Genomic DNA, 20,915 nt, shown 5'->3' with positions numbered 1-20,915 from the left:
CATGCGCTTCCTGGATCTGCCGCACCACGACGGCTCCCCGCTGTACGTCTCCACGCAGGCGCCCGAGCCCGGCGCCCCGGTGACGCTCTGGCTGCGCGCCCCGCGCGCCGCCGGGGTCACCGCCGCGCACGTGCGCGCCGTCCACGACGGCGAGCCGCGCTACGCCCGCGCCGCGCCTGACCCCGCCAGGACCGGCCGCCCCGTCGGCGGGTACGGTGCCGGCGACGACTGGTGGCGGGCCGAGGTCACCCCGGTGAACCCGGTCACCCGCTACCGCTTCCTGCTGGAGACCACCGGCGGCCAGGCGTGGCTGACCGCCGCCGGGCTGTTCGCGCACGACCTGCCCGACTCCGGGGACTTCCGCCTGGTCTGCCACGAGCCGCCCCCCGCGTGGATGGCCGGCTCGATCGTCTACCAGATCTTCCCCGACCGGTTCGCCCGCTCGGGCCCCATGCCGGACCCGGCCCCGGCATGGGCGCTGCCCCGCGACTGGGACCGCGACCCGGTCATCCCCAGCGGCCCCGGCACCGCCGAGCAGTTCTACGGCGGCGACCTCGACGGCGTCGTCCGCCACCTCGGCCACATCGAGAGCCTCGGCGCCGACACCGTCTACCTGACCCCGATCTTCCCGGCCCGCTCCAACCACCGCTACGACGCCGCCGACTTCGACCGCGTCGACCCGCTGCTCGGCGGCGACGCCGCGCTGCGCCGGCTGGCGGACGCGCTGCACGGGCGCGGCATGCGGCTGCTCGGCGACATCACCGCCAACCACACCGGCGACGCCCACGCCTGGTTCACCGCCGCCGTCTCCGACGTGCGCGCCCCCGAACGGGACATGTACTACTTCGACCCCGACACCGGCGACTACGAGTCCTGGTGGGGCTTCAAGTCGCTGCCCAAGCTCAACTGGGGCAGCCCGCTCGTCCGCGACCGCATGCGCCAGGTGCTCGCCCGCTGGACCGGGCCGTTCGACGGCTGGCGGGTGGACGTGGCCAACATGACCGGCCGGTTCGGCGCCGACGACCACAACCACGAGGCCGCGGCCCTGCTGCGCCGCGCCCTGCCGCCCGGCGCCGCGTTCGTCGCCGAGCACAACCACGACGCCTCGTCCGACCTGGACCGCGACGGCTGGCACGGCACGATGAACTACGGCGGCTTCACCCGTCCCGTCTGGTCCTGGCTGCGCGCCGGCACGCTCGGCCTGGAGCACTTCCTCGGCGTGCCCGGCGGCGTGCCCCGCCGCGACGGCCTCGCCGCCCTGGCCACGCTGCGGTCCTTCGCCTCGCACATGTCGTGGCGCTCGCTCGTGCACTCCTGGCAGCTGCTCGACTCGCACGACACGCCGCGGATCCGCACCGTCACCGGCTCGCGCGAGCGCCACCTCGTCGCGCTCGGCCTGCAGGCCACGCTGCCCGGCACGCCCATGGTGTTCGCCGGCAGCGAGTTCGGCCTCACCGGCGTCAACGGCGAGCACTCCCGCACCCCCATGCCCTGGAACCGCCCCGCAGACCGGGACCCGGCCACCCTCGCCGCCTACCGCGACCTGCTCGGCCTGCGCCGCCGCGAACCCGCCCTGCGCCACGGCGGGCTGCGCTGGCTGCACGCCGACGCCGACTGCCTGGTGTTCGCGCGCGAGACGTACGAGGAGACGCTGCTCGTGTGCGCCCGCCGCGCGCCGGGGGCTCCGCTGGCCCTGCCCGCCCGCGCCGACCTCGTCCATAACGGCGGCGACACGAATGACGGAACAGGTGATGGACCGTCGCTGTCCGTGTGGCGGGTCATCGGCCGATGACGCTACGGTTGGGGCCGCCCCGTCAGAGTTGATCGAGTTATAGGTGTGCCCGATGAGGTTGCTGTCCGTGGCCGTCCTGGCTTCGCTCCTGCCCGCCCTGCCGCTGCCGGCCCAGGCGGCCGCCCACGCCGGCACCACCTACTACGTGGACTCCAAGGCGGGTGACGACGCCGCCGACGGCACCGCCGCCGACCGGGCGTGGCGGTCGCTCGACGCGGTCAACGCCGCCGACCTCAAGCCCGGCGACACCGTCGCCGTCAAGCGGGGCAGCAGCTTCACCGGCTCGCTCGTGCTCGCCGCGAAGGGCACCGCCCGCTCGCCCATCACCGTCAAGGCCTACGGCAAGGGCGCGCTGCCCAGGATCGGCGGCCGGGACGCCAACTGCGTGGTCGTCGCCGGCGACCACTGGCGCATCAGCGGCCTGCGCGCCAGCAACTGCGCCTGGGCGGGGTTCGAGATCAAGGGCGACCACAACGTGCTGTCCAAGGTGCAGGCCGACCGCAACGTGACCGGCGCGACCGTCACCCCCAGCGGTTCCCGCAACACGATCAAGGACAGCACCTTCACCAGGAACAACCGGATGAGCGTCAACGACAAGGGCGGCGACAACGACTCCGGCGCCTTCGGCATCCTGCTCAACGGCGACGACAACCTCGTCACCGGCAACACGATCACCGGCAGTCACGCCAAGAGCTACGATTACGGCGTCGACGGCGCCGCCATCGAGATCTTCGGCGGCAACCGCAACCGGATCACCCACAACCGCACCCACGACAACAACACCTTCAGCGAGCTCGGCGCCAAGAAGGGCGACACCGCCACGGGCAACGTGTTCGCCTTCAACGTCGTCACCTCCTCGCTGAAGACCGGCTCCTTCCTCGTCACCCGCGGCGCCCGCCACGTCGTGGGCCCGGTCAAGGGCACCACGGCCGTGCACAACTCCGTCTACATGCCGGCCCGCGACACCATCGGCTGGTCCTGCCACGACGGCTGCTCCCCGTCGATCCTGAAGCTGCGCAACAACGTCATCGTGGTGGGCGGCACGGCCGGCTACGAGGACGCCAAGGGCGCCGACGAGGCGAGCAGCGTCTACAAGGCGCGCAAGGCCGAGTTCAAGCTCGGCTCCGGCTCCGTCATGGCCGACCCGCGCTTCGTCTCGCGGACCAACCTGCGCCTGGCGCCCTCGTCGCCGGCCCGTGGCCGCGCGGTCCGCCTCGGCCCGTCGTGGTTCGGCGGCGCCGCGCTGGCCAAGGACATCACCGGCAAGCCGCTGCCCTCCTCCACCCGCCACGCGGGCGCCTACCAGTAACGTCAGCCGATGCCGTAACGGCTCGACATCCAGTCGTAGACCTGGCGGGCGGCGGGCTCGTCGCCGCCCAGCAGGGTGATCAGCCTGCCGGTGCGGCGGGTCAGCACGCACGCGAAGCTCTCCGCGAACAGCTCCGACACGTCCTGCCGGTACGGCGACTCCAGCCGGGGCCGGCGCAGCGCGTGCAGGAAGGTCCACCAGCGGTCGGCCGAGGGCCGGCCGTCGGAGTGGTCGATGGCGTGGCCCAGCTCGTGACCGCACACGTTGACCGACGGCGAGGGTACGCTGCCGACCGCGATGCGGCGCAGGACCGGGTCGTAGACGCCGGCGCTCCGCTCCCACGTGCCCTCCTGCTGCGGCAGCGGGATGGCGCGCAGCTTCTCGAAGGCCGGCAGGTCAGGAACGGAGCCGGGGCCCACCACCAGGCCGCCGTCGAGGTGGTCGGCCAGGCGGGCGCCCAGGGCGCGCGGCACCGCCGCGAGCGTCATGACGGCCACGAGTGACTCCGGCGGCGGCAGCGTCCCCGGCTCCCACATCCGCGTCAGCCTGTGCTCCAGCACGCCGACATGCAGCCATCCAGGCCATCCTCTGCGCCTCACCGTACCGCGCTCTCTGCAACCGTTCTCAGGCCACCCTCGTGACCGAGATCAATGATTACCTATCCGCGACCCTGTGGTGGTGTCGAAACGGGCGCGATCCGCACGACGCTTCCTGTGAAAGCGACGAGAGAGAGACCCACGGACTGGAAGATCGAAGTCGTCTCCATCCCCGTCGCCGACGTGGAGAAGGCCAAGGGGTTCTCCAGCGAGCGGCCGGGGTTCGATGTGGACCACGACTCGCGGGTGAACGAGGAGACGCGGGTGGTCCGGCTGACGCCGCCCGGCTCGGGCCGCTCCATGTGAGCGCGGTCAAGCACTACGAGCGGGACGGCACGCTCGCCGAAGGGCGGGGAGGCCGATGGAACTCGTTCGTGTTCTTCGACGACCTCGACGGCGACGGCCGGGTGCTGCAGGAGCGCGCCTGACGGCGGCTTGGCGCAATACGCGGTCAGTCTTGCCCGGTTCTTGGCGGCGTGAACCGGTATGGAAGCTGCATGCTGGGATTAAGCGCAGCAAGCGTGACATATCCGTGGAACATGCCGGAAACCTCTCCGCGGCACTGTGAAAGCCTCGGAAAAGGGGAGGGGCAATGCTGCTGCGACTGAGGGTGTCGCTAGCCGACCGGCCGGGAGGGCTCGGCCAGGTCGCCAAGGTGCTGGGCACGCTGGGCGCCGACATCCTCCAGGTCACCGTGCTCGAACGTGAGATGGGCAGGGCGGTGGACGACTTCGTGGTGTCCTGGCCGGGCCCGGCGGGCGCGGACGAGGTGCGGGAGCGGTTCTCCGCCGTGCCAGGCGTGCGGGTGGAGGGCGTGTGGCCGACCCGCGAGGTCCCCGGCTCCGCGCCCGACTACGACCTGCTCATGCACGTGGCCGCCGAGCCGTCGCGCGGCCTCGCCACGCTGGTGGACGCGCTGCCCGGCCTGTGCGGCGCGGAATGGTCGGTGGCCTACGCCGGCGGCTCGGTGGTCCACAGCTCCATCGCCGCGCCCGAACTCGTGGACCTGCCCGAGCCGCCGCCGCGCGCCGCCACGCTGGACGGCGAGAAGGTGCGGCTCATGCTGCTGCCCATGACCGCGTACCAGCTGCACCTGCTCGTGGCCCGGGCCGACGGGCCCGGGTTCCACCGCGCCGAGCTGGAACGGGCCGTGCGGATCGTGGACGTCGTCTCCGCCCTGGCCGCCCGCGTCTGACCGCCCGTGCGCCCGCGGCCCCGTCCCGCTCCGGACGGACCTCCGGCACCGACCACCCCGCCTTTTCGTCCACCCACCGCTGAGGCGGACCCGGTAGTTCGTCCGGGATGGGAAGACTGTGGCTTTAGGGAGAAGATTTCGGGGTTGTTGTTGATCGCCGAGCATTTCTCCTATGGGTACGGGTAGGTTTGGGCGGGTGTCAGAAGCCTCCGCTCCGGCCCAGCCACGCCTGGCGTGGCTGGACGCGCTGCGTGGCATCGGCGCGCTGGCCGTGGTCGCCGAGCACATGACCCCGTGGTTCCTGCCTTCCGTGCGCCCGCAGTGGTTCCATCTCGGCGTGTACGGGATCTTCGTGTTCTTCCTGGTCAGCGGCTACATCATCCCGGCGTCGCTGGAGCGCCACGGCGACGTGCGCACGTTCTGGCTCAGCCGCGTGTTCCGCCTCTACCCGCTCTTCCTGGCCGTCGGCCTGCTGGTGGTCGCGCTCCACTGGTGGGTGCCGGTCCGCGAGGCGGTCGAGCGCGACTGGGCGTCGGTCGCCGGCCACGCCACCATGCTGCTCGACGTCGTGGACGTGGCCGGGGTCGCCGACACCATGTGGACGCTCTCGTACGAGATGGTGTTCTACCTGATGGTCACGGCGCTGTTCATGGTCCGGCTGCACCACCGCAGCGGGCTGCTGGCGATGCTGTTCGCGGCCGGGGCGGTGGCGACCGGGGTGCTGATGACGCGGGGGGTGCTGACCGGCGGCTGGGTCGCGTACGTGTCGTGCGCGGTGTTCGTGACCGGCCTCGTCTGCCTGATCACCGGGCGGTTCCGCCGGACGGCCGCGGCCGTGCTGGGCGTGATGGCGCTGACGCTGCTGGTGCTGGGCAGCCGGGTGCCGTGGGTGGGGGTGGCGGTGCTGGCGCTGATGTTCGCCGGCACCGCGATCTACCGCTGGGAGCGGGGCGAGGGCCGGTTGTGGCCGGTGGCGGTCACGCTCGTGGCGGTCGCCTGCGTGCCGTTCTGGGCGATCATGGCTGGGTGGTGGTGGGTCCAGCCCGACATCTGGATCACCACGATCGTGCTCGTGGCCGCCACGTTCGCGGCGGGCATGGCGCTGCGCGGGCGGCGGGTGCCCCGGGTGCTCGTCTGGCTGGGGCTCGTCAGCTACTCGCTCTATCTGGTGCACCACCCGCTGCTGAGGTACTTCACCTGGGTGTCCGGCGACCTCCGGGCGGAGCCGCTGCCCTACCAGCTCGCCATGACGGCGCTGGCGCTGACGATGGTGGTGCTGGTGAGCGCGTTCACGTACCGCTTCGTGGAGCGGCCCATGCAGGAGCTGGGCCGGCGGATCGCGCGGTCGAGGTCGTCCACCGTTCCAGCGCGGGGGCCAGCAGAGGATGCCTCAGCAACGTCCGCCGCACGATAGGGTCCTCCGCCATCAGGAACGCCAGGTGGCGGACCGCGTGCGCGGCCACGTGAGCCACCTCCACCCGCTCCGGCGAGGGCCTGGCGGGAGCCGCGCCCATGGCGAGCTCCAGCCGGGGCAGCGCGACGGCGGGCAGCCACGGCGCGGGGTCGGGGCACACCGCGTAGGTGAGCACGATCTCGCCGCCCGGCAGGTGGCGCCAGCTCGTGGAGTGGACGACGGTGAGCGGGTCGCCGGCGGAGATCCCGCAGACGCGGCGCGCGGCCTCGTCGGGGCTCTCGCCGGGCTCCGGACGCGTCTCGGCGCGCCGGTAAGCCCACGAACTGTCGGCGTCCGCCCTTAGCATGAGCGTCTCGACCCAGACCACGTGTCTTCCCGTCACCGTTCCGCAGCTTACTGCCAATCATACGCAATAACGTAAATCCCGCATGTGTGTCGCCTCTCCTGCGGTAGTGGTCGGGAGGCGGACGACGGAAGGGGGAGGGCCCATGCCCGGCTTGCTCGTGCTGATGGGATCGGGAGAGACGAGCCCGACCATGGTGGAGGTGCACCGCGCCGCCGCGCGCCGGCTGCGGCCGGGGGCGCGGGCCGTGCTGCTCGACACGCCGTACGCGTTCCAGGAGAACGCGGCCGACATCTCCGCGCGCGCCCGCCGCTACTTCGCCCGCAGCGTCGGACTGGACGTCGAGGTGGCGCCCGGCGTCGCCGGCGCCGACTGGGTGTTCTCCGGGCCGGGCAGCCCCACCTACGCGCTCGACCGCTGGACCCACTCCGGCGTGGCCGGCGACCTGCGGGCCCGGGTGCGGGCGCGGTCCGGGGTGACCGTGCTCGCCTCCGCCGCCGCCTGCACGGCCGGCCTGGCGACGGTGCCGGTGTACGAGATCTACAAGGTCGGCGCCGAGCCCTGCTGGCGCGAGGGCATCGACCTGCTGGAGCCGCTCGGGCTGCACGCCGTGCTGATCCCCCACTTCGACAACGCCGAGGGCGGCACCCACGACACCCGCTACTGCTACCTGGGGGAGCGGCGGCTGTCGCGGATGGAGCGCGAGCTGCCGCCGGGCACCGCCGTGCTCGGCGTCGACGAGCACACCGCGCTCGTCATCGACCTGGAGACGGAGGCCGTCGAGGTGGCGGGCCGCGGCGGCGTCACGGTCCGGCTGCCCGGCTCGGTCACCGTGCTGCCCGCGGGCACCCGCACCGGGCTCGCCGAGCTGCGCCGCCTGGCCGAGGGCGGCGCCGGCACGCCCGTCCCGGCCCCGCCGCCGGCGGTCCGGCAGGCCGGGGTGACGCTGGAGGAGACCATGAGTGCCGCCGAGCGCGCCTTCGCCGCGGCGGTGGCCGCGCCCGACCTGGCGGCGGCCGCCCGCGCGGTGCTGGAGCTGGAGGCCGGGATCGTCTCCTGGGCGGCCGACACCGAGGAAGACGCGGGCGGCGTCGACCAGGCCAGAGAGCTGATGCGGCTGCTGATCGCCCGGCTCGGCGAGCAGGCGGCCACCGCGGGCGTCCACACCGTCATGGGCCCGCTCCTGGCGCTCCGCGGCGAGCTGCGCGCCCAGGGCCGCTACGAGGTGGCCGACGCGCTGCGCGAGGCCCTGCTGGAGGGCGGCGTGCTGGTGGAAGACACCCCCGACGGCCCGCGCTGGTCGGTCGTGCCCCCGCCGCGCCCTCGGTGAGCCATCGCGGGATCGAACCCCGGGGCGCGCGGGCGCGTACCTGTCTGCGAGGGCTCCGGCGAGGGAGGCGGCGACGTGCGGTGGCTAGCGGCGCGGCTTGTCGATGCGGGCGCCGTCGGGGGTGAAGATCATCAACCGGCTCATGTCCACGCCCACCTTGGCCGCGTCGCCCGTACGCCACACCGGGCGGTTGCCCAGCCGGACCGTCAGGTCGGCGCGGCGGTGCACGCCGTTGCCGACGTTCTGGCCGACCTGCTCCTGTTCCTGCGGCTCCTCCTCCCGCTGCGGGAACATGCGCCGCATCAGCGCGCCGATCCCGCCCGAGGCGGCGTGATGGCCGTTGCGCCCCTCGCGCGGGTCCGGCGGCTCGGGCACCGGCACGGCCGGCACCCCGCACTCGATGTAGGCCATCCACTCGTGGCCGTGATACTCCAGCGTGCGCACCCGTCCGTAGAAGGCCGGTCCGTCGTACGACTCCGGCACCGGCGCCAGCCCGTCCGGCCGCATGCCGACCAGCACCTGCCCGCCGGTGTGCTGCGAGATCGCGTACGCGCGCGGGTCGCTCCACGGGATGGACAGCCGGTGCGGGCCGAAGTCCAGCAGGACGAACTGGTTCTGCGGCGTGTGCACGCTGGCCGAGAGCAGGTTGAGCTGCTGGGAGTTGAGGAACGCGGCGACGAAGGCGGTCGCTGGATCGTTGTAAATCTGGGCCGGAGTGCCGACGTCCTGCAGCACGCCGCGGTTCAGGATCGCGATGCGGTCGGCCAGCGTCAGCGCCTCCACCTGGTCGTGCGTCACGTAGATGGTGGTGATGCCGAGCGACCTGACCAGCGCGGAGATCTCCATGCGCAGCTCGGTCCGCATCCCCGCGTCCAGGTTCGACAGCGGCTCGTCCATCAGGAACAGCTTGGGCTGCCTGACGATCGCGCGGCCCATGGCCACCCGCTGGCGCTGGCCGCCGGAGAGCGTTCCCGGCCGCCGCTCCAGGGTCTCGTCGATGTGCAGGGCCTTGGACAACTCGGTGACGCGGTCGCGCACCATCTGCGGGTCCGCCTTGGCGATCTCCAGGGGGAAGGCGATGTTGCCGCGCACGGTCCGGTGCGGGTAGAGGGCGCCGCTCTGGAACACCATGGCCACGTCGCGGTCGCGCGGGGCCACGTGGTTGGCGAGCTGGCCGTCGAGCCAGAGCTCGCCCTCGGTGATGTCCTCAAGGCCGGCGATCATGCGCAGCAGTGTGGACTTGCCGCAACCGGACGGGCCGAGGAGGACGAGGAACTCGCCGTCCTCGGCCCTAAGACTCAGCTTGTCGACCGCCAGGTAATCACCTGGATACACCTTGGTCACGTTGTCGAGAACGACTGAGCTCATGGGCCCACACCTTGCGCGCGTGTCACCTGTGACGGGGACGGATTGAAGAGGTAGTACATCGCGCATTAACACTGCATGTCCACCCTTGACATAAAAGTTCTGCTGATACCTGGTTTCGGTCGAGAGTTTTGGGGTGCCTTACGCCGTTATTTCCGAAATGTGTTACTTGGAAGGGCTTGCGAAAACTTGCGGTAAGGTCTTTCAATGGTCGGGACTCAGGGGGTGGCTTATGGCGACGTGGTGGCGGGACGCCGCGATCTACCAGGTGTACGTGCGTAGTTTCGCCGACGGCGACGGCGACGGGGTCGGCGACCTGATAGGCGTCCGTGATCGCCTGCCCTACCTCGCCGCGCTCGGCGTGGACGCGATCTGGCTGACGCCCTTCTACCCCTCGCCGATGGCCGACTTCGGCTACGACGTCGCCGACTACCGCGACGTCGACCCGCTCTTCGGCACGCTCGGCGACGCCAAGGCGCTGATCGACGAGTCACACGGGCTCGGCCTGCGGGTGATCGTCGACATCGTGCCCAACCACACCTCCGACCAGCACCCCTGGTTCCAGGAGGCGCTGCGCGGGGCCAACCGCGACCGCTACGTCTTCCGCGACCGGCCCAACGACTGGGAGTCCATCTTCGGCGGCCCGGCCTGGACCCAGGTCGCCGACGGCCAGTGGTACCTCCACCTGTTCGACCCATCCCAGCCCGACCTCAACTGGGAGCATCCCGAGGTGCGGGCCGAGTTCGAGTCGATCCTGCGCTTCTGGCTCGACCTGGGCGTCGACGGCTTCCGGATCGACGTGGCGCACGGCATGGTCAAGCCGGCCGGCCTGCCCGACATCGGTCACTCCGGGCAGACCCGGCTCATCGGCAACGACGTGGTGCCGTACTTCGACAACGACGGCGTGCACGAGATCCACCGGTCGTGGCGGCGCATCCTCGACTCGTACCCGGGGGAGCGCATCGGCGTGGCCGAGGCCTGGGCGCCCACCCCCGAGCGCCTGGCCCTCTACGTGCGGCCGGACGAGCTGCACCAGGCGTTCAACTTCCACTACCTGTTCGCCCCCTGGGAGGCTCAGGCGCTGCGCGAGGTGATCGACAGCTCGCTCGCCACCGCCGCCTCGGTCGGCGCGCCGACCACCTGGGTGCTGTCCAACCACGACGTCAAGCGCCACGTCACCCGCTACGGCAGCCTGGCCAGGGCCCGCGCCGCCGCCCTGCTCACGCTCGCCCTGCCCGGCTCCGCCTACATCTACCAGGGCGACGAGCTGGGCTTGCCCGAGGTGCTCGACCTGCCGGAGGAGGTCCTGCGCGACCCGCAGCGGCTGCGCGACCCCGACAGCGGCCGCGACGGCTGCCGGGTGCCGCTGCCCTGGACGCGCGACCTCGGCTGGCGTGAGCCGTGGCTGCCCATCCCCGCCGCGTGGGCCGGGCTCAGCGTGGAGGCCCAGCAGGGCGTGCCCGGCTCCACCCTGGAGCTCTACCGGGAGGCGCTGCGGCTGCGCCGCTCCTTCGACGGCGACCTGACCTGGCACGACTCTCCCGAGGGGACCCTCGTGCTGTCGCGGGGCGACCTGCTGTGCACCGTCAACCTGACCGGGTCACCGGTCGGCTTCGCCGTCGACGGCGACCTCCTGCTGGCCTCGGACGAGCCCGGCGCGCCCGATTCGGCGGCCTGGTGGAGAATGAGGCATCCGGCCTGACGGGTTCCCGCTTCACGGCCCGTCGCCCGCGCGAGAGGATTCTCGTTGAGGTCCCACACCGGCTCCACAGGACTTCCGGCGCTCCGCCGGCCCGTCGGCGAGCGCCTCGGACCGTCTGCCGGACGATCGAGGCCGGTTCGCACTGCTGTTCGATATGAGACGATGTGCCGGACCGTGAATCGCCTGCCTCTTGTGATGCTCCGCAAGGGTCCGATTCCTCCCTCGCCTGAAGGCGGGGGCTTACTCGGAGGTTTCTGATGAACGGACCCGCCCGCCTTGCCGACATCGCCGCCCAGGCCGGGGTGAGCGAGGCCACGGTCAGCCGCGTGCTCAACGGCAAGCCGGGCGTCTCGGCGACGACCCGCCAGGCGGTCATGACCGCGCTCGACCTCATGGGCTACGAGCGGCCGCCCCGGCTGCGCCAGCGCAGCAACGGCCTCATCGGGCTGGTCACCCCCGAGCTCGACAACCCGATCTTCCCGGCGTTCGCGCAGGCCATCGAGAAGTCGCTGACCCAGCACGGCTACACGCCCGTGCTCTGCACGCAGCTGCCCGGCGGCGCCCCCGAGGACGAGTTCACCGAACTGCTGGTCGACCGCGGGGTGAGCGGCATCGTGTTCGTGTCAGGGTTACACGCCGACACCACCGCCCGCATGGACCGCTACACCCGGCTCACCGACCGCGGCCTGCCGATCGTGCTGGTCGACGGCTACAACGAGCACATCGACGCCCCGTTCATCTCGGCCGACGACCGCATGGCCGCCCGCCTGGCCGTCCGTCACCTGGCCGACCTCGGCCACGAGCGCATCGGGCTGGCGCTCGGGCCGCGCCGGTTCGTCCCCGTCATCCGCAAGATCGAAGGCTTCCGCGAGGCCATGAGGGTGCTCCTCGGCGCCGACGACGTGGACGACCTCATCACCCACTCGCTGTTCTCCGTCGAGGGTGGCCAGGCCGCCGCCACGCAGCTCCTCGACCGCGGCTGCACCGGCATCGTGTGCGCCAGCGACCTGATGGCGCTGGGCGCGATCCGCGCCTGCCGCCAGCGCGGGCTCGCCGTGCCGGGCGAGGTGTCGGTGGTCGGCTTCGACGACTCGCCGCTCATCGCCTTCACCGACCCGCCGCTGACCACCGTGCGCAAACCGATCGGCCCGATGGCCACGGCCGCCGTGCAGACCCTCCTCGAAGAGGTCGGCGGCGCGTCCGCCAAGCACGTCGAGCTCATCTTCCAGCCCGAGCTGGTGGTCCGCGGCTCCACCGGCTCCGGCCCGCTGGTCAACCGGTGATGGTTCTGGCAATGTCCGGCCGGGTGCCAGATGAGGGTCTGTTCGGGTGATTCTTCTGGGAACCTCCGGCTGGGTGTCGCTCCGGGTGTCCGCGGGCCGTCGTCGGGGCAGGCAAGGGCCTTTTGGGAAACCCCTCGGGCCGGGCGTCGTCATGCGTGCCTCACAACCCGCTGTGCCCGCCGTAAGTGCTCGTGCGAGGAGGAGGGCGGGACTGTGACGTGTGACGTGCTCGTGCTGGGCGGGGCGGGGGTCGATACCACCGTTTACGTGCCGGAGCTGCCGCTGGCCTACCGTGACACCTATCCGGTGCCGCCCGTGGTCGATCGGATCGGGAACACCGGGTCAGGGGTGAGCCTCGGGTGCGCGGCCCTCGGGATGGACGTCGCCTTCGCCGACCTGATCGGTGACGATCCGCAGGGCGCGCTCGTCCGTGACGCGCTGCGCCACGTCGCCTGCGCGTGGGGCACCGCCGCCGGGGGCACCCGGCGCAGCGTCCTGCTGGTCGCCCCCGACGGCCGCCGCACGTCGTTCTTCGACGCCAAGGCCACCCCCGGCGAGCGCCTGCCCCGCGCGCTCTACGCAGGCGTCCGGGCCCGCCACGTGCACGTGTCGCTCTCCGACATCTGCCGCGACGTCTTCGACGACCTCGGCGGCGTGCCCGTCTCCACCGACCTGCACGACTGGGACGGGGCCGACGACTTCCACCGGGACTTCGCGTACCGGTCCGACCTGGTGTTCCTGTCAGCCGCCGCGCTGGAGGACCCGGTGGCGGCGATGCACGGCATCCTGGCCCGCGGGCGGGCCCGCACCGTCGTCTGCACCCGCGGCGCCGGCGGCTGCCTCGTCCTGACGCGCGGCGGCGAGGTGCGCGCCTTCCCCGCCGCCCCGCTGCCGGCACCGGTCGCCGACAGCAACGGCGCGGGCGACGCGTTCGTCTCCGGCTTCCTGTACGGGACGCTCAACGGGCTGCCGCTGGAGCGGTGCGTGACGCTGGGGGCGGTCGCCGGGGCGCACGCCTGCACGGTGCCGGGCACCCACGAGTCCCCGATCACCGAGCCCGTCCTCCTGGCCCGCGCCTCAGCAGACACCTGAGCCTCGGTCGAGACCTCAGCGTCCGCCGATCACCTGACTCGGTCGAGTGCTACGCGGCAGGCGGGCGGCATCCCGGACGAGGGCGGCTCGGCGCACTCGGTGTCGCTGACGGTTAAGGTCAGCTTGCCGTCCTGTACCGGGTTGCCCGCCTCGCCCGCGGACGGGCCACGGGACATCCACACCAGCACGGCGACCAGCAGCGCGAGCAGCACCAGCATGATCACCACGGCGGCCAGGCAGCCGGTGAACAGGTTCCGGCCCGGCTTGGCGGGCCGGGCGCCCGGCGGCAGCGGGCCACGGCGGGGCAGCGGGCCCTGCCCGGTCTGATGCGGAGGGACCTGCGGCGCCTGACGCCCCGGCCGCGGGAAGCGCCCGGACGTCTCGGCGGGCGGCATGGGCGCCGCCTGCCGCGGCCCCTGGAAGGTCCCCGTCTCGCCGGGCGGCCCCTGACGCGGCCCACGCCCCCCGGACCTCGGCACGTTCCCGGACGTCTCGGCAGGCGGCGCCTGGTACGGCCCCCCGGACCCGGAGCGCCGGAAGTTCCCCGACGTCTCGGCAGGCGGCACAGCGGGGCGCGGCCCCGGGCGCGGTACGTTCCCGGACGTCTCCGCGGGCGGCGCCTGATGCCCGCCCGGCCCGGAGCCTGGGAAGTATCCGGGCGTCTCGGCAGGCGGTGCCTGGTGCGCGCCCGGGAAGTTTCCGGGGGTTTCGGCTGGGGGTGGGGCTTCGGTGGCCCTCGGGCTGGGGCCTGCGGGAGCCGGTTGACGGGACGCGTCGGGAGCCGGCATGGGGAAGCGGCCGGAGGTGTCGGCGGGCGGGGGGCCGCTGGGGGCGCCCGGCAGGGGCTGGTGGGGCGCGCCGGGCTCGGGGCGGGCGAAACGGCCGGAGGTCTCGGGGTGCGGCTCCGCCCTGCCGCCCTGGTGCGGGGCACGCGGGCCCGGGTGAGGGTGCGCGCCGGGACGGTGGGCCAGCGGGGGGAACTCCGCGGGGTTCCAGGAGTCCGTGAGATGGCGGGAGGCCGCGAGCTGGGCCGCCGGCTCGTCGGTGGCGCTCACCAGCTCCAGCAGCAGCTGCTTGGCCGTCGGCCGCCGCGCCGGGTCGGGATGGATGGCCGCGGCCACCAGCCGGTCGAGCGGCGCGGGCAGCCCGCGCAGGTCGGGCGGGGCGGTGCGGGCCCTGGCCGCCATGACGTAGGCGTCGCCCTCGCCGAACGGATGCCCGCCCAGCCCCGCGTACGCGATCAGCGACCCCCACGCGAACACGTCGCCCGCCGGGCTGGTGCGGCCCTCGAAGACCTGCTCGGGAGCGATCCACCCCGGCGTGCCCATCACCATGCCGGCGTTCGTGTGACGCGAGCTGACGTGCGTGGACCTGGCCAGCCCGAAGTCGATCACCCGCGGCCCGGCCAGCGTCAGCATCACGTTGGCCGGCTTGAGGTCGCGGTGGACCAGCCCGGCCGCGTGGATGGCGGTCAGCGCCGCGGCAACCCCCACGGCCGCGGAGTGGAGCATCGACGGCGACAGCCGGCCGTGCTCGATGAGGTGGTCCTCCAGCGAGACGCCGTCGATGAACTCGGTGACGAGGTAGAGCACCCCGTCGTGCTCACCGTGGTCGAGCACCCGGGCCGTGCAGAACGACGCGACCTTGCGCGCGTTCGACACCTCCTCGTGGAAGCGCGCCCGGTAGACGGGGTCGGCGGTGAAGTCACGCCGGATCGCCTTGAGCGCCACCGTCGCGCCGTCCGGCCCCTTCGCCAGATAGACGGTGCCCATGCCACCGGACCCGAGCCGGCCGGCCAGCTCGTACGGCCCGATCGCGGGCGGGTCCTCTGGCGTCAGCGGAGTGCCAGCGGAGCGGCCCTGCTGCCCCAACGTCGCTGTCCTCTCGCCGTCGTCATCCCGTCGACTCAACCGACCGTTTCCTCCGCCCGGCATGCCTTTGTGCACCCCAGACTCTAACGGAGTAAGGGCCTGCCCGCTGGCCGGGAGCTAGGACCGGACGCCGAGCTGGATGATCTCCGCGTGGACCGACACCGCCACCTCTCCCGGCGTCCGCGCGCCGATGTCCAGCCCGGCCGGCACGCGCACCCGGTCGCCGCCGTCCACCCCCGCCAGCACCCCTGCTCCCCGCCTGCGGCTGGCGATGAGACCCACGTACGGGACGCCGGCCGCCAGCGCGGCCCGCAGCACCGGCTCCTCGGACACGCCGTGCGAGGCCACCAGCACCGCGGTGGTGTCCGCGGCGATCGCGGCCCACGGGTCGGCCGACGCCTCCACCTGGTAGCCGAGCGCCCGCCCCACCTCGGCGAACGCCCGCGCGATCGGACCGTCACCGTACACGTGCACGAGCACCGGCGGCAGCACGGCCTCCAGGAAGATCTCCAGCGTGCCGCCGGACAGGCACGGCTGGCCGACGGCGACCAGCCCCTCCTCCTCGCGCGGCTCGCCCTCCTCGGGCGTGATGCGCAGCAGCGTCGAGTGCCCGGCGCGCCTCGGCTCCAGCAGCCGCAGCCCCTGGGCCCGTACCGTGTCGAGCGCGCAGTGCCCGCCGACGAACCCCTCCACGGTCCCGTCGGCCAGCACGAGCGCCCGGTCGCCGGCCTTGGCGCTGGTCGGCCGCTGCGCGCGCACGACCGTGGCCAGCACGTACGGCTCCCGCCCGGACCGCAGCTCGGCGGCCCGCTCCCGCACGTCGCGCGGCGGGGCCGGCGCCCCGCCCGTCCGATCACGGCGGCGGGGCGCCGGCATGCCGATGAACTCGCTCATGAGATGGCCAGGTCCGTCCTGAACGGCCGCCCGTCGATCGTCCGCCACACGTTCGCCGGGGTCAGCGGCATGTCCGCGTGCCGGATCCCGTACGGCGCGAGCGCGTCCACCACGGCGTTGACCACGGCGGCGGGGGAGCCGACGGTGGCCGACTCGCCGACGCCCTTGGCCCCGATCGGGTGGAACGGCGACGGGCTGACCGTCTCGCCCAGCTCCCACGACGGGCACTCCATGGACGTGGGCAGCAGGTAGTCCATGAAGGAGGCGCCCAGGTGGTTGCCGTCCTCGTCGAACGCCATCACCTGCATGAGCGCCATGCCCACCCCATCGGCCAGGCCGCCGTGCACCTGCCCTTCGACGATCATGGGGTTGATGCGCACCCCGCAGTCGTCCACCGCCACGAACCTGCGCACCTTCACCTGCCCGGTGCCCGGGTCGACGTCGACCACGCAGATGTAGGCGCCGAACGGGTAGGTGAGGTTCGGCGGGTTGTAGACGGTCACCGCGTCCAGGTGCCCTTCGACGCCCTCGGGCAGCTCCAGGTTCGAGTGCGCGGCCAGCGCGATCTCCGCGAGCGACTTGGCGGTCGACGGGTCGCCGACCACCGACCACTTGCCGTCCTGCCACTCCAGGTCGTCCGGGCTGGCCTCCAGCATGGCCGCGGCCACCAGCTTGGCCCGGTCGCGCACCTTCCTGGCCACCACCGCGGTCGCCGCGCCCGACACCGGCGTCGAGCGCGACCCGTACGTGCCGAGACCGAACGGCGTCTGGTCGGTGTCGCCGTGCACCACCTCCACGTCGTCGGCCGGGATGCCCAGCTCGTTGCCGACGATCTGGGCGAACGTGGTCTCGTGCCCCTGGCCCTGCGACTGGCACGACACCCGCAGCACCGCCTTGCCCGTCGGGTGCACGCGCAGCTCGGCGCCGTCGGCCATGCCGAGGCCGAGGATGTCCATGTGCTTGCGCGGCCCGGCGCCGACCGCCTCGGTGAAGAAGCTGATGCCGATGCCCATCAGCTCGCCCCTGGCCCGCTTGGCGGCCTGCTCGGCGCGGAGCTCGTCGTAGCCGGCCATGTCCAGCGCCAGCCTCAGCGTCTTGGGGTAGTCGCCCGAGTCGTACTCCCAGCCGGTGGGTGAGGTGTAGGGGAACTGGTCGGGCTTGAGCAGGTTGCGCATGCGCAGCTCGGCCGGGTCCACGCCCAGCTCGGCCGCCAGCACGTCCATCAGGCGCTCCACCAGGTAGACGGCCTCGGTGATGCGGAACGAGCACGCGTACGCGACGCCTCCTGGCGCCTTGTTCGTGTAGACGCCGGTGACCTCGCAGTGCGCGGCTTCGAGGTCGTACGAGCCGGTGAAGACGTGGAAGAACCCGGCGGGGAACTTCGTCGGCTGGGCCGTGCCGTTGAACGCGCCGTGGTCGGCCAGCACCTTCACCCGGATCGCCTTGATCCGGCCGTCCCGGTCGGCGGCGATCTCGCCGTGCATGTGGTAGTCGCGGGCGAAGGAGGTGCTCATCAGGTTCTCCGAGCGGTCCTCCATCCACTTGACCGGGCGGCCGGTGACGATCGAGCCGACGATCGCGCACACGTACCCGGGGTAGATCCCGACCTTGTTGCCGAACCCGCCGCCGATGTCCGGCGAGATCACCCTGATCTTGTGCTCGGGCAGGCCCGCCACCATCGCGTACAGCGTCCGGTGCGCATGCGGCGCCTGCGTCGGGCACCACACGGTCAGCTTGCCGGTCACCTTGTCGAAGTCGGCGAGCGCGCCGCACGTCTCCAGCGGCGCCGGGTGCACGCGCGGGTAGAGCATGTCCTGCGCGACCGTCACCTCGGCCCGCTCGAACAGCTCGTCCGTCCTGGCCCTGTCGCCCGCCTGCCAGTCGAAGATGTGGTTGTCGGCCTTGCCCTCCAGGTCGTCCCTGATCACCGGGGCGCCGGCGTCGAGCGCGGTCCTGGCGTCGATGACCGCGTCCAGGGGCTCGTACTCGACCTCGATCAGCTCCAGCGCGTCGCGCGCCGCGTAGCGGTCCTCGGCCACCACGAACGCGACCTCCTGCCCCTGGAAGCGCACCTTGTCCGTGGCGAGCACCGCCTGCACGTCGTTGGACAGGGTGGGCATCCAGGCCAGGTTCAGCCCGGCCAGGGTGGCGCCGGTGACGACGGCCTTGACCTTGGGGTGCGCCTCGGCCGCCGAGGTGTCGATCGACACGATCCGCGCGTGCGCGTAGGGGCTGCGCAGGATCGCGCCGTGCAGCATGCCGGGCAGCTTGACGTCGTCGACGTAATTGCCGCGGCCCCGGATGAAGCGGGCGTCCTCCTTGCGGTGCATGCGTCCGAAGCTCATGACTTGGCCTCCGCCTCTGCCGCCCAGCGGATGGACCGGACGATGTTCTCGTAACCGGTGCACCGGCAGAGCTGGCCGGAGATCGCCTCGCGGATCTCGCCCTCGTCCGGGTCGGGCTTGTTGTCGAGCAGCCACCGCGCCGTCAGCAGCATCCCCGGCGTGCAGAACCCGCACTGCAGGCCGTGGCACTCCACGAACCCCTTCTGCACCGCGTCCAGCTCGCCGTCCTTCTCCAGCCCCTCGACGGTCGTCACCTCGTGGCCGTCGGCCATCACCGCCAGCACCGTGCACGACTTCACCGGCACCCCGTCGAGCTGGACGGTGCACACCCCGCAGTTGGAGGTGTCGCAGCCCCAGTGGGTGCCCGTCAGGTCCAGCTCGTCGCGCAGGAAGTGGGTCAGCAGCAGCCGCGGCTCCACGTCGCGCTCGTACGGCTGCCCGTTCACCGTCACCGTGATCCGCATGTCAGATCCTCTCCACAGCCCTGGCCAGTGCCCGCCGGGTCAGCTCGGCGGCCAGGTGGCGCTTGTAGTCGGCGGGTCCGCGCTGGTCGGAGTGGGGTTCGCAGTGCTCGGCGGCGATCCGGCCCGCCTCCGCGAACACCTCCGCGCCCGGCGGCTTCCCGATCAGGTGCGCCTCCGCCTCGGGCGCGCAGAAGTGCTCGGCGCCGACCGCCGTGAGCCCGATCCCGGCCCGCGCGATCACCCCGCCGTCCAGCTGGAGCACCGCCCCGGCCGCCGCCACCGGCCAGTCGCCGACGCGCCGCTCCACCTTCTCGTACGCGCTCCCCGCCCCGTCCAGGATCGGCACCCGGAGCGCGAGCAGCAGCTCCCCGTCGCCGACGGCGGTCTCGTACGGTCCCTCATGGAACTCCCTGACCGGGACCTTCCGGACACCCGCCGGGCCCTGGATGACCGCGGTGGCGCGGAGCGCCGCGAACACCGCCGCCAGGTCCTCCGAGGGGTCGCCCTGGCAGAGCGAGCCGCCCACCGTGCCCCGGTTGCGGACGATCGGGTCGGCGATCACCCGTTCGGCGTCCTCGAAGATCGGGTACGGGCCGGTGGCGACCGCGCCGGCCAGGAGCTCGGCGTGGCGCACCATCGAGCCGATGACCAGCTCGCCGTCCTCCACCGAGAGCTGGGCCAGCTCGGACAGCCCGTTGATGTCGATCAGCGCCTCGGGCTGGGCCAGGCGCAGTTTCATCATCGGGATCAGGCTGTGGCCGCCGGCCACGACCCGGGCGTCGGGGCCGTACCTGTCCAGCAGCTCTAACGCGTGCGGGACGCTGCCCGCTCTTTCGTACGCGAACGTCGCGGGAACTTGCATGCCTGCACAGTGCTGTCACCCTTTCGGCTGGACAATCCAGAAATAAGGGATTCCTTAATCCGCGCCGGGAATCTATGAAGAAAGGGTGACCCTGAGCCAGCTCGGCGCCTTCGTCTTCGTGGCCCGCCTCGGTTCCGTCAAGGCCGCCGCCCGCGCGCTCGGCATCAGCGAGCCCGCCGTGTCGCAATCGCTGGCGCAGCTCCGCCGCCACCTCGGCGACCCCCTGCTCACCCGCTCCGCCGGCGGCATGGTGCTCACCGAGGGCGGCCGCCGCCTGCTCGGCATCGCCTCCCAGATCGTCGCACTCGGCGCCGAGGCCGTCGCCGCCGTCCAGCCCGGCGGCCCGGCCCGGCTGCACGTGGTCATGGACGGCGTCCTTTCCGAGCACGTCGCAGGGCCGCTGGTCTGCCTGTTCAACCAGCGCAAGTCCATGGACGCCAGCACCGGCGTCGCCGCCACCGCGGAGATGCCGCTGCTGCTCACCAGCCGCCTCGCCGACGTCGCCGTCGGACCGCAGCTGACCGGCCCAGGACTGGTCAGCCGGCCCGTCCTGCGCTGCCGCCTCGTCGCCGTCGCCGCCCCGCACGGCCACCGCGACCACTGGCTCGTCGGCCCCTCCGGCACCGACCCCGCCGGCGACAGCGGCCGGCTGCTGCGGCTGCTGCGCGTACCGGAGTCGCACGTACGCGTCTTCGCCAACCAGACGGCGGCCTGGAAGGCGGCGGCGGAGGGCGCCGGCGTCGCCCCCGCCGTCGCGCACCTGGTGGCGTCCCAGGTCCGGCGCGGGGAACTGGTGGTCGTGGAGACGGCGGCCACCCCCATGCCGGTCTCCTGGTACGCGACCGTCCTGGAACCCGGCACCCGATCGGCCTCGGCGGACGCCTTCCTGGACTTCCTCACGACCCCGGCGGCCACCCAGGTGATGCGCTCCCCGGACGAGGGCATCCCCCGAGCCCGCTTCCGCCCCCCGGTGCACGTGTCGATCTGGAGCTGACCGTCACTCCCTCCTCAGAAGTGCCAACCTTCCACGGCGGCCACGGCGTCTGGGGGGTATCGAC

The 20,915-nt window shown here is 72.7% G+C and carries 18 protein-coding genes; 11 read left to right on the top strand and 7 right to left on the bottom strand.

All coding sequences use genetic code 11. From position 1 onward, the window contains the following. Position 1 precedes the first annotated feature (1 nt). Both FR742_RS20535 and FR742_RS20530 read left to right on the top strand, forming a co-directional pair. Positions 2–1,792, top strand: coding sequence for a glycoside hydrolase family 13 protein (locus FR742_RS20535; RefSeq protein WP_222709007.1), 1,791 nt, complete (start codon positions 2–4; stop codon positions 1,790–1,792). 52 nt (positions 1,793–1,844) lie between these two features. Beyond that, positions 1,845–3,101, top strand: coding sequence for a right-handed parallel beta-helix repeat-containing protein (locus FR742_RS20530; protein WP_261808640.1), 1,257 nt, complete (start codon positions 1,845–1,847; stop codon positions 3,099–3,101). A gap of 2 nt (positions 3,102–3,103) precedes the next feature. On the opposite strand, the gene FR742_RS20525 is transcribed toward FR742_RS20530, so the two are convergent. Continuing rightward, positions 3,104–3,661 carry a hypothetical protein gene (locus tag FR742_RS20525; RefSeq protein ID WP_148032436.1) on the bottom strand — a complete coding sequence of 186 codons (558 nt, stop codon included), beginning with the start codon at positions 3,659–3,661 and terminating at the stop codon, positions 3,104–3,106. A gap of 153 nt (positions 3,662–3,814) precedes the next feature. Between FR742_RS20525 and FR742_RS45270 the strand changes: the two genes are divergently transcribed. The 5 genes from FR742_RS45270 (at position 3,815) to FR742_RS20505 (ending at position 7,979) form a co-directional block, all read left to right on the top strand. After that, a complete protein-coding gene (locus FR742_RS45270; protein WP_222709006.1) occupies positions 3,815–4,003 on the top strand; it encodes a hypothetical protein in 189 nt (62 codons plus the stop codon). Continuing rightward, entirely contained in the window at positions 4,000–4,125 is a 126-nt protein-coding gene (locus FR742_RS45900; protein WP_261808639.1) for a hypothetical protein, read from the top strand. Before FR742_RS45270 ends, FR742_RS45900 begins: the two co-directional genes overlap by 4 nt. Before the next feature lie 164 nt (positions 4,126–4,289). Next, on the top strand, positions 4,290–4,892 hold the full coding sequence (locus FR742_RS44645) for an amino acid-binding protein (protein ID WP_187281236.1): 603 nt from the start codon (positions 4,290–4,292) through the stop codon (positions 4,890–4,892). Positions 4,893–5,088: 196 nt separating this feature from the next. Further along, positions 5,089–6,306 (top strand): acyltransferase, encoded by a 1,218-nt coding sequence (locus tag FR742_RS20510; RefSeq protein ID WP_261808638.1) that lies wholly within the window; start codon positions 5,089–5,091, stop codon positions 6,304–6,306. A gap of 488 nt (positions 6,307–6,794) precedes the next feature. Next, entirely contained in the window at positions 6,795–7,979 is a 1,185-nt protein-coding gene (locus FR742_RS20505; protein WP_148032433.1) for a hypothetical protein, read from the top strand. Between the two features lie 84 nt (positions 7,980–8,063). On the opposite strand, the gene FR742_RS20500 is transcribed toward FR742_RS20505, so the two are convergent. Next, a complete protein-coding gene (locus FR742_RS20500) occupies positions 8,064–9,347 on the bottom strand; it encodes an ABC transporter ATP-binding protein (protein ID WP_148032432.1) in 1,284 nt (427 codons plus the stop codon). Positions 9,348–9,576: 229 nt separating this feature from the next. Here FR742_RS20500 and FR742_RS20495 point away from each other — a divergent pair, with 229 nt between their 5' ends. From FR742_RS20495 to FR742_RS20485, 3 genes are all read left to right on the top strand, one after another. After that, positions 9,577–11,046 (top strand): glycoside hydrolase family 13 protein, encoded by a 1,470-nt coding sequence (locus FR742_RS20495; RefSeq protein WP_148032431.1) that lies wholly within the window; start codon positions 9,577–9,579, stop codon positions 11,044–11,046. Between the two features lie 257 nt (positions 11,047–11,303). Continuing rightward, on the top strand, positions 11,304–12,329 hold the full coding sequence (locus FR742_RS20490; protein WP_148032430.1) for a LacI family DNA-binding transcriptional regulator: 1,026 nt from the start codon (positions 11,304–11,306) through the stop codon (positions 12,327–12,329). A 213-nt stretch (positions 12,330–12,542) separates the two neighbouring features. Continuing rightward, entirely contained in the window at positions 12,543–13,421 is an 879-nt protein-coding gene (locus tag FR742_RS20485) for a carbohydrate kinase family protein (protein WP_148032429.1), read from the top strand. 29 nt (positions 13,422–13,450) lie between these two features. Here FR742_RS20485 and FR742_RS20480 read toward each other — a convergent pair whose 3' ends face one another. From FR742_RS20480 to FR742_RS20460, 5 genes are all read right to left on the bottom strand, one after another. Then, positions 13,451–15,292 carry a serine/threonine-protein kinase gene (locus FR742_RS20480; protein WP_187281235.1) on the bottom strand — a complete coding sequence of 614 codons (1,842 nt, stop codon included), beginning with the start codon at positions 15,290–15,292 and terminating at the stop codon, positions 13,451–13,453. 117 nt (positions 15,293–15,409) lie between these two features. Further along, positions 15,410–16,186 carry an XdhC family protein gene (locus tag FR742_RS20475; RefSeq protein ID WP_222709005.1) on the bottom strand — a complete coding sequence of 259 codons (777 nt, stop codon included), beginning with the start codon at positions 16,184–16,186 and terminating at the stop codon, positions 15,410–15,412. Further along, positions 16,183–18,531 (bottom strand): aerobic carbon-monoxide dehydrogenase large subunit, encoded by a 2,349-nt coding sequence (locus FR742_RS20470; protein ID WP_148032427.1) that lies wholly within the window; start codon positions 18,529–18,531, stop codon positions 16,183–16,185. Before FR742_RS20470 ends, FR742_RS20475 begins: the two co-directional genes overlap by 4 nt. Further along, complete coding sequence (locus tag FR742_RS20465) at positions 18,528–18,995, bottom strand: (2Fe-2S)-binding protein (protein ID WP_148032426.1); 468 nt, start codon at positions 18,993–18,995, stop codon at positions 18,528–18,530. Before FR742_RS20465 ends, FR742_RS20470 begins: the two co-directional genes overlap by 4 nt. Before the next feature lies 1 nt (position 18,996). Beyond that, entirely contained in the window at positions 18,997–19,857 is an 861-nt protein-coding gene (locus FR742_RS20460) for a xanthine dehydrogenase family protein subunit M (RefSeq protein WP_148032425.1), read from the bottom strand. A gap of 85 nt (positions 19,858–19,942) precedes the next feature. Here FR742_RS20460 and FR742_RS20455 point away from each other — a divergent pair, with 85 nt between their 5' ends. Continuing rightward, entirely contained in the window at positions 19,943–20,851 is a 909-nt protein-coding gene (locus tag FR742_RS20455; RefSeq protein WP_148032424.1) for a LysR family transcriptional regulator, read from the top strand. The last annotated feature ends 64 nt before the right edge of the window (positions 20,852–20,915 follow it).

The organism is Nonomuraea sp. C10 (genome assembly GCF_008017515.1).
GTDB lineage: Bacteria > Actinomycetota > Actinomycetes > Streptosporangiales > Streptosporangiaceae > Nonomuraea > Nonomuraea ferruginea.
This window is presented reverse-complemented; position numbering and strand designations above follow the sequence as displayed.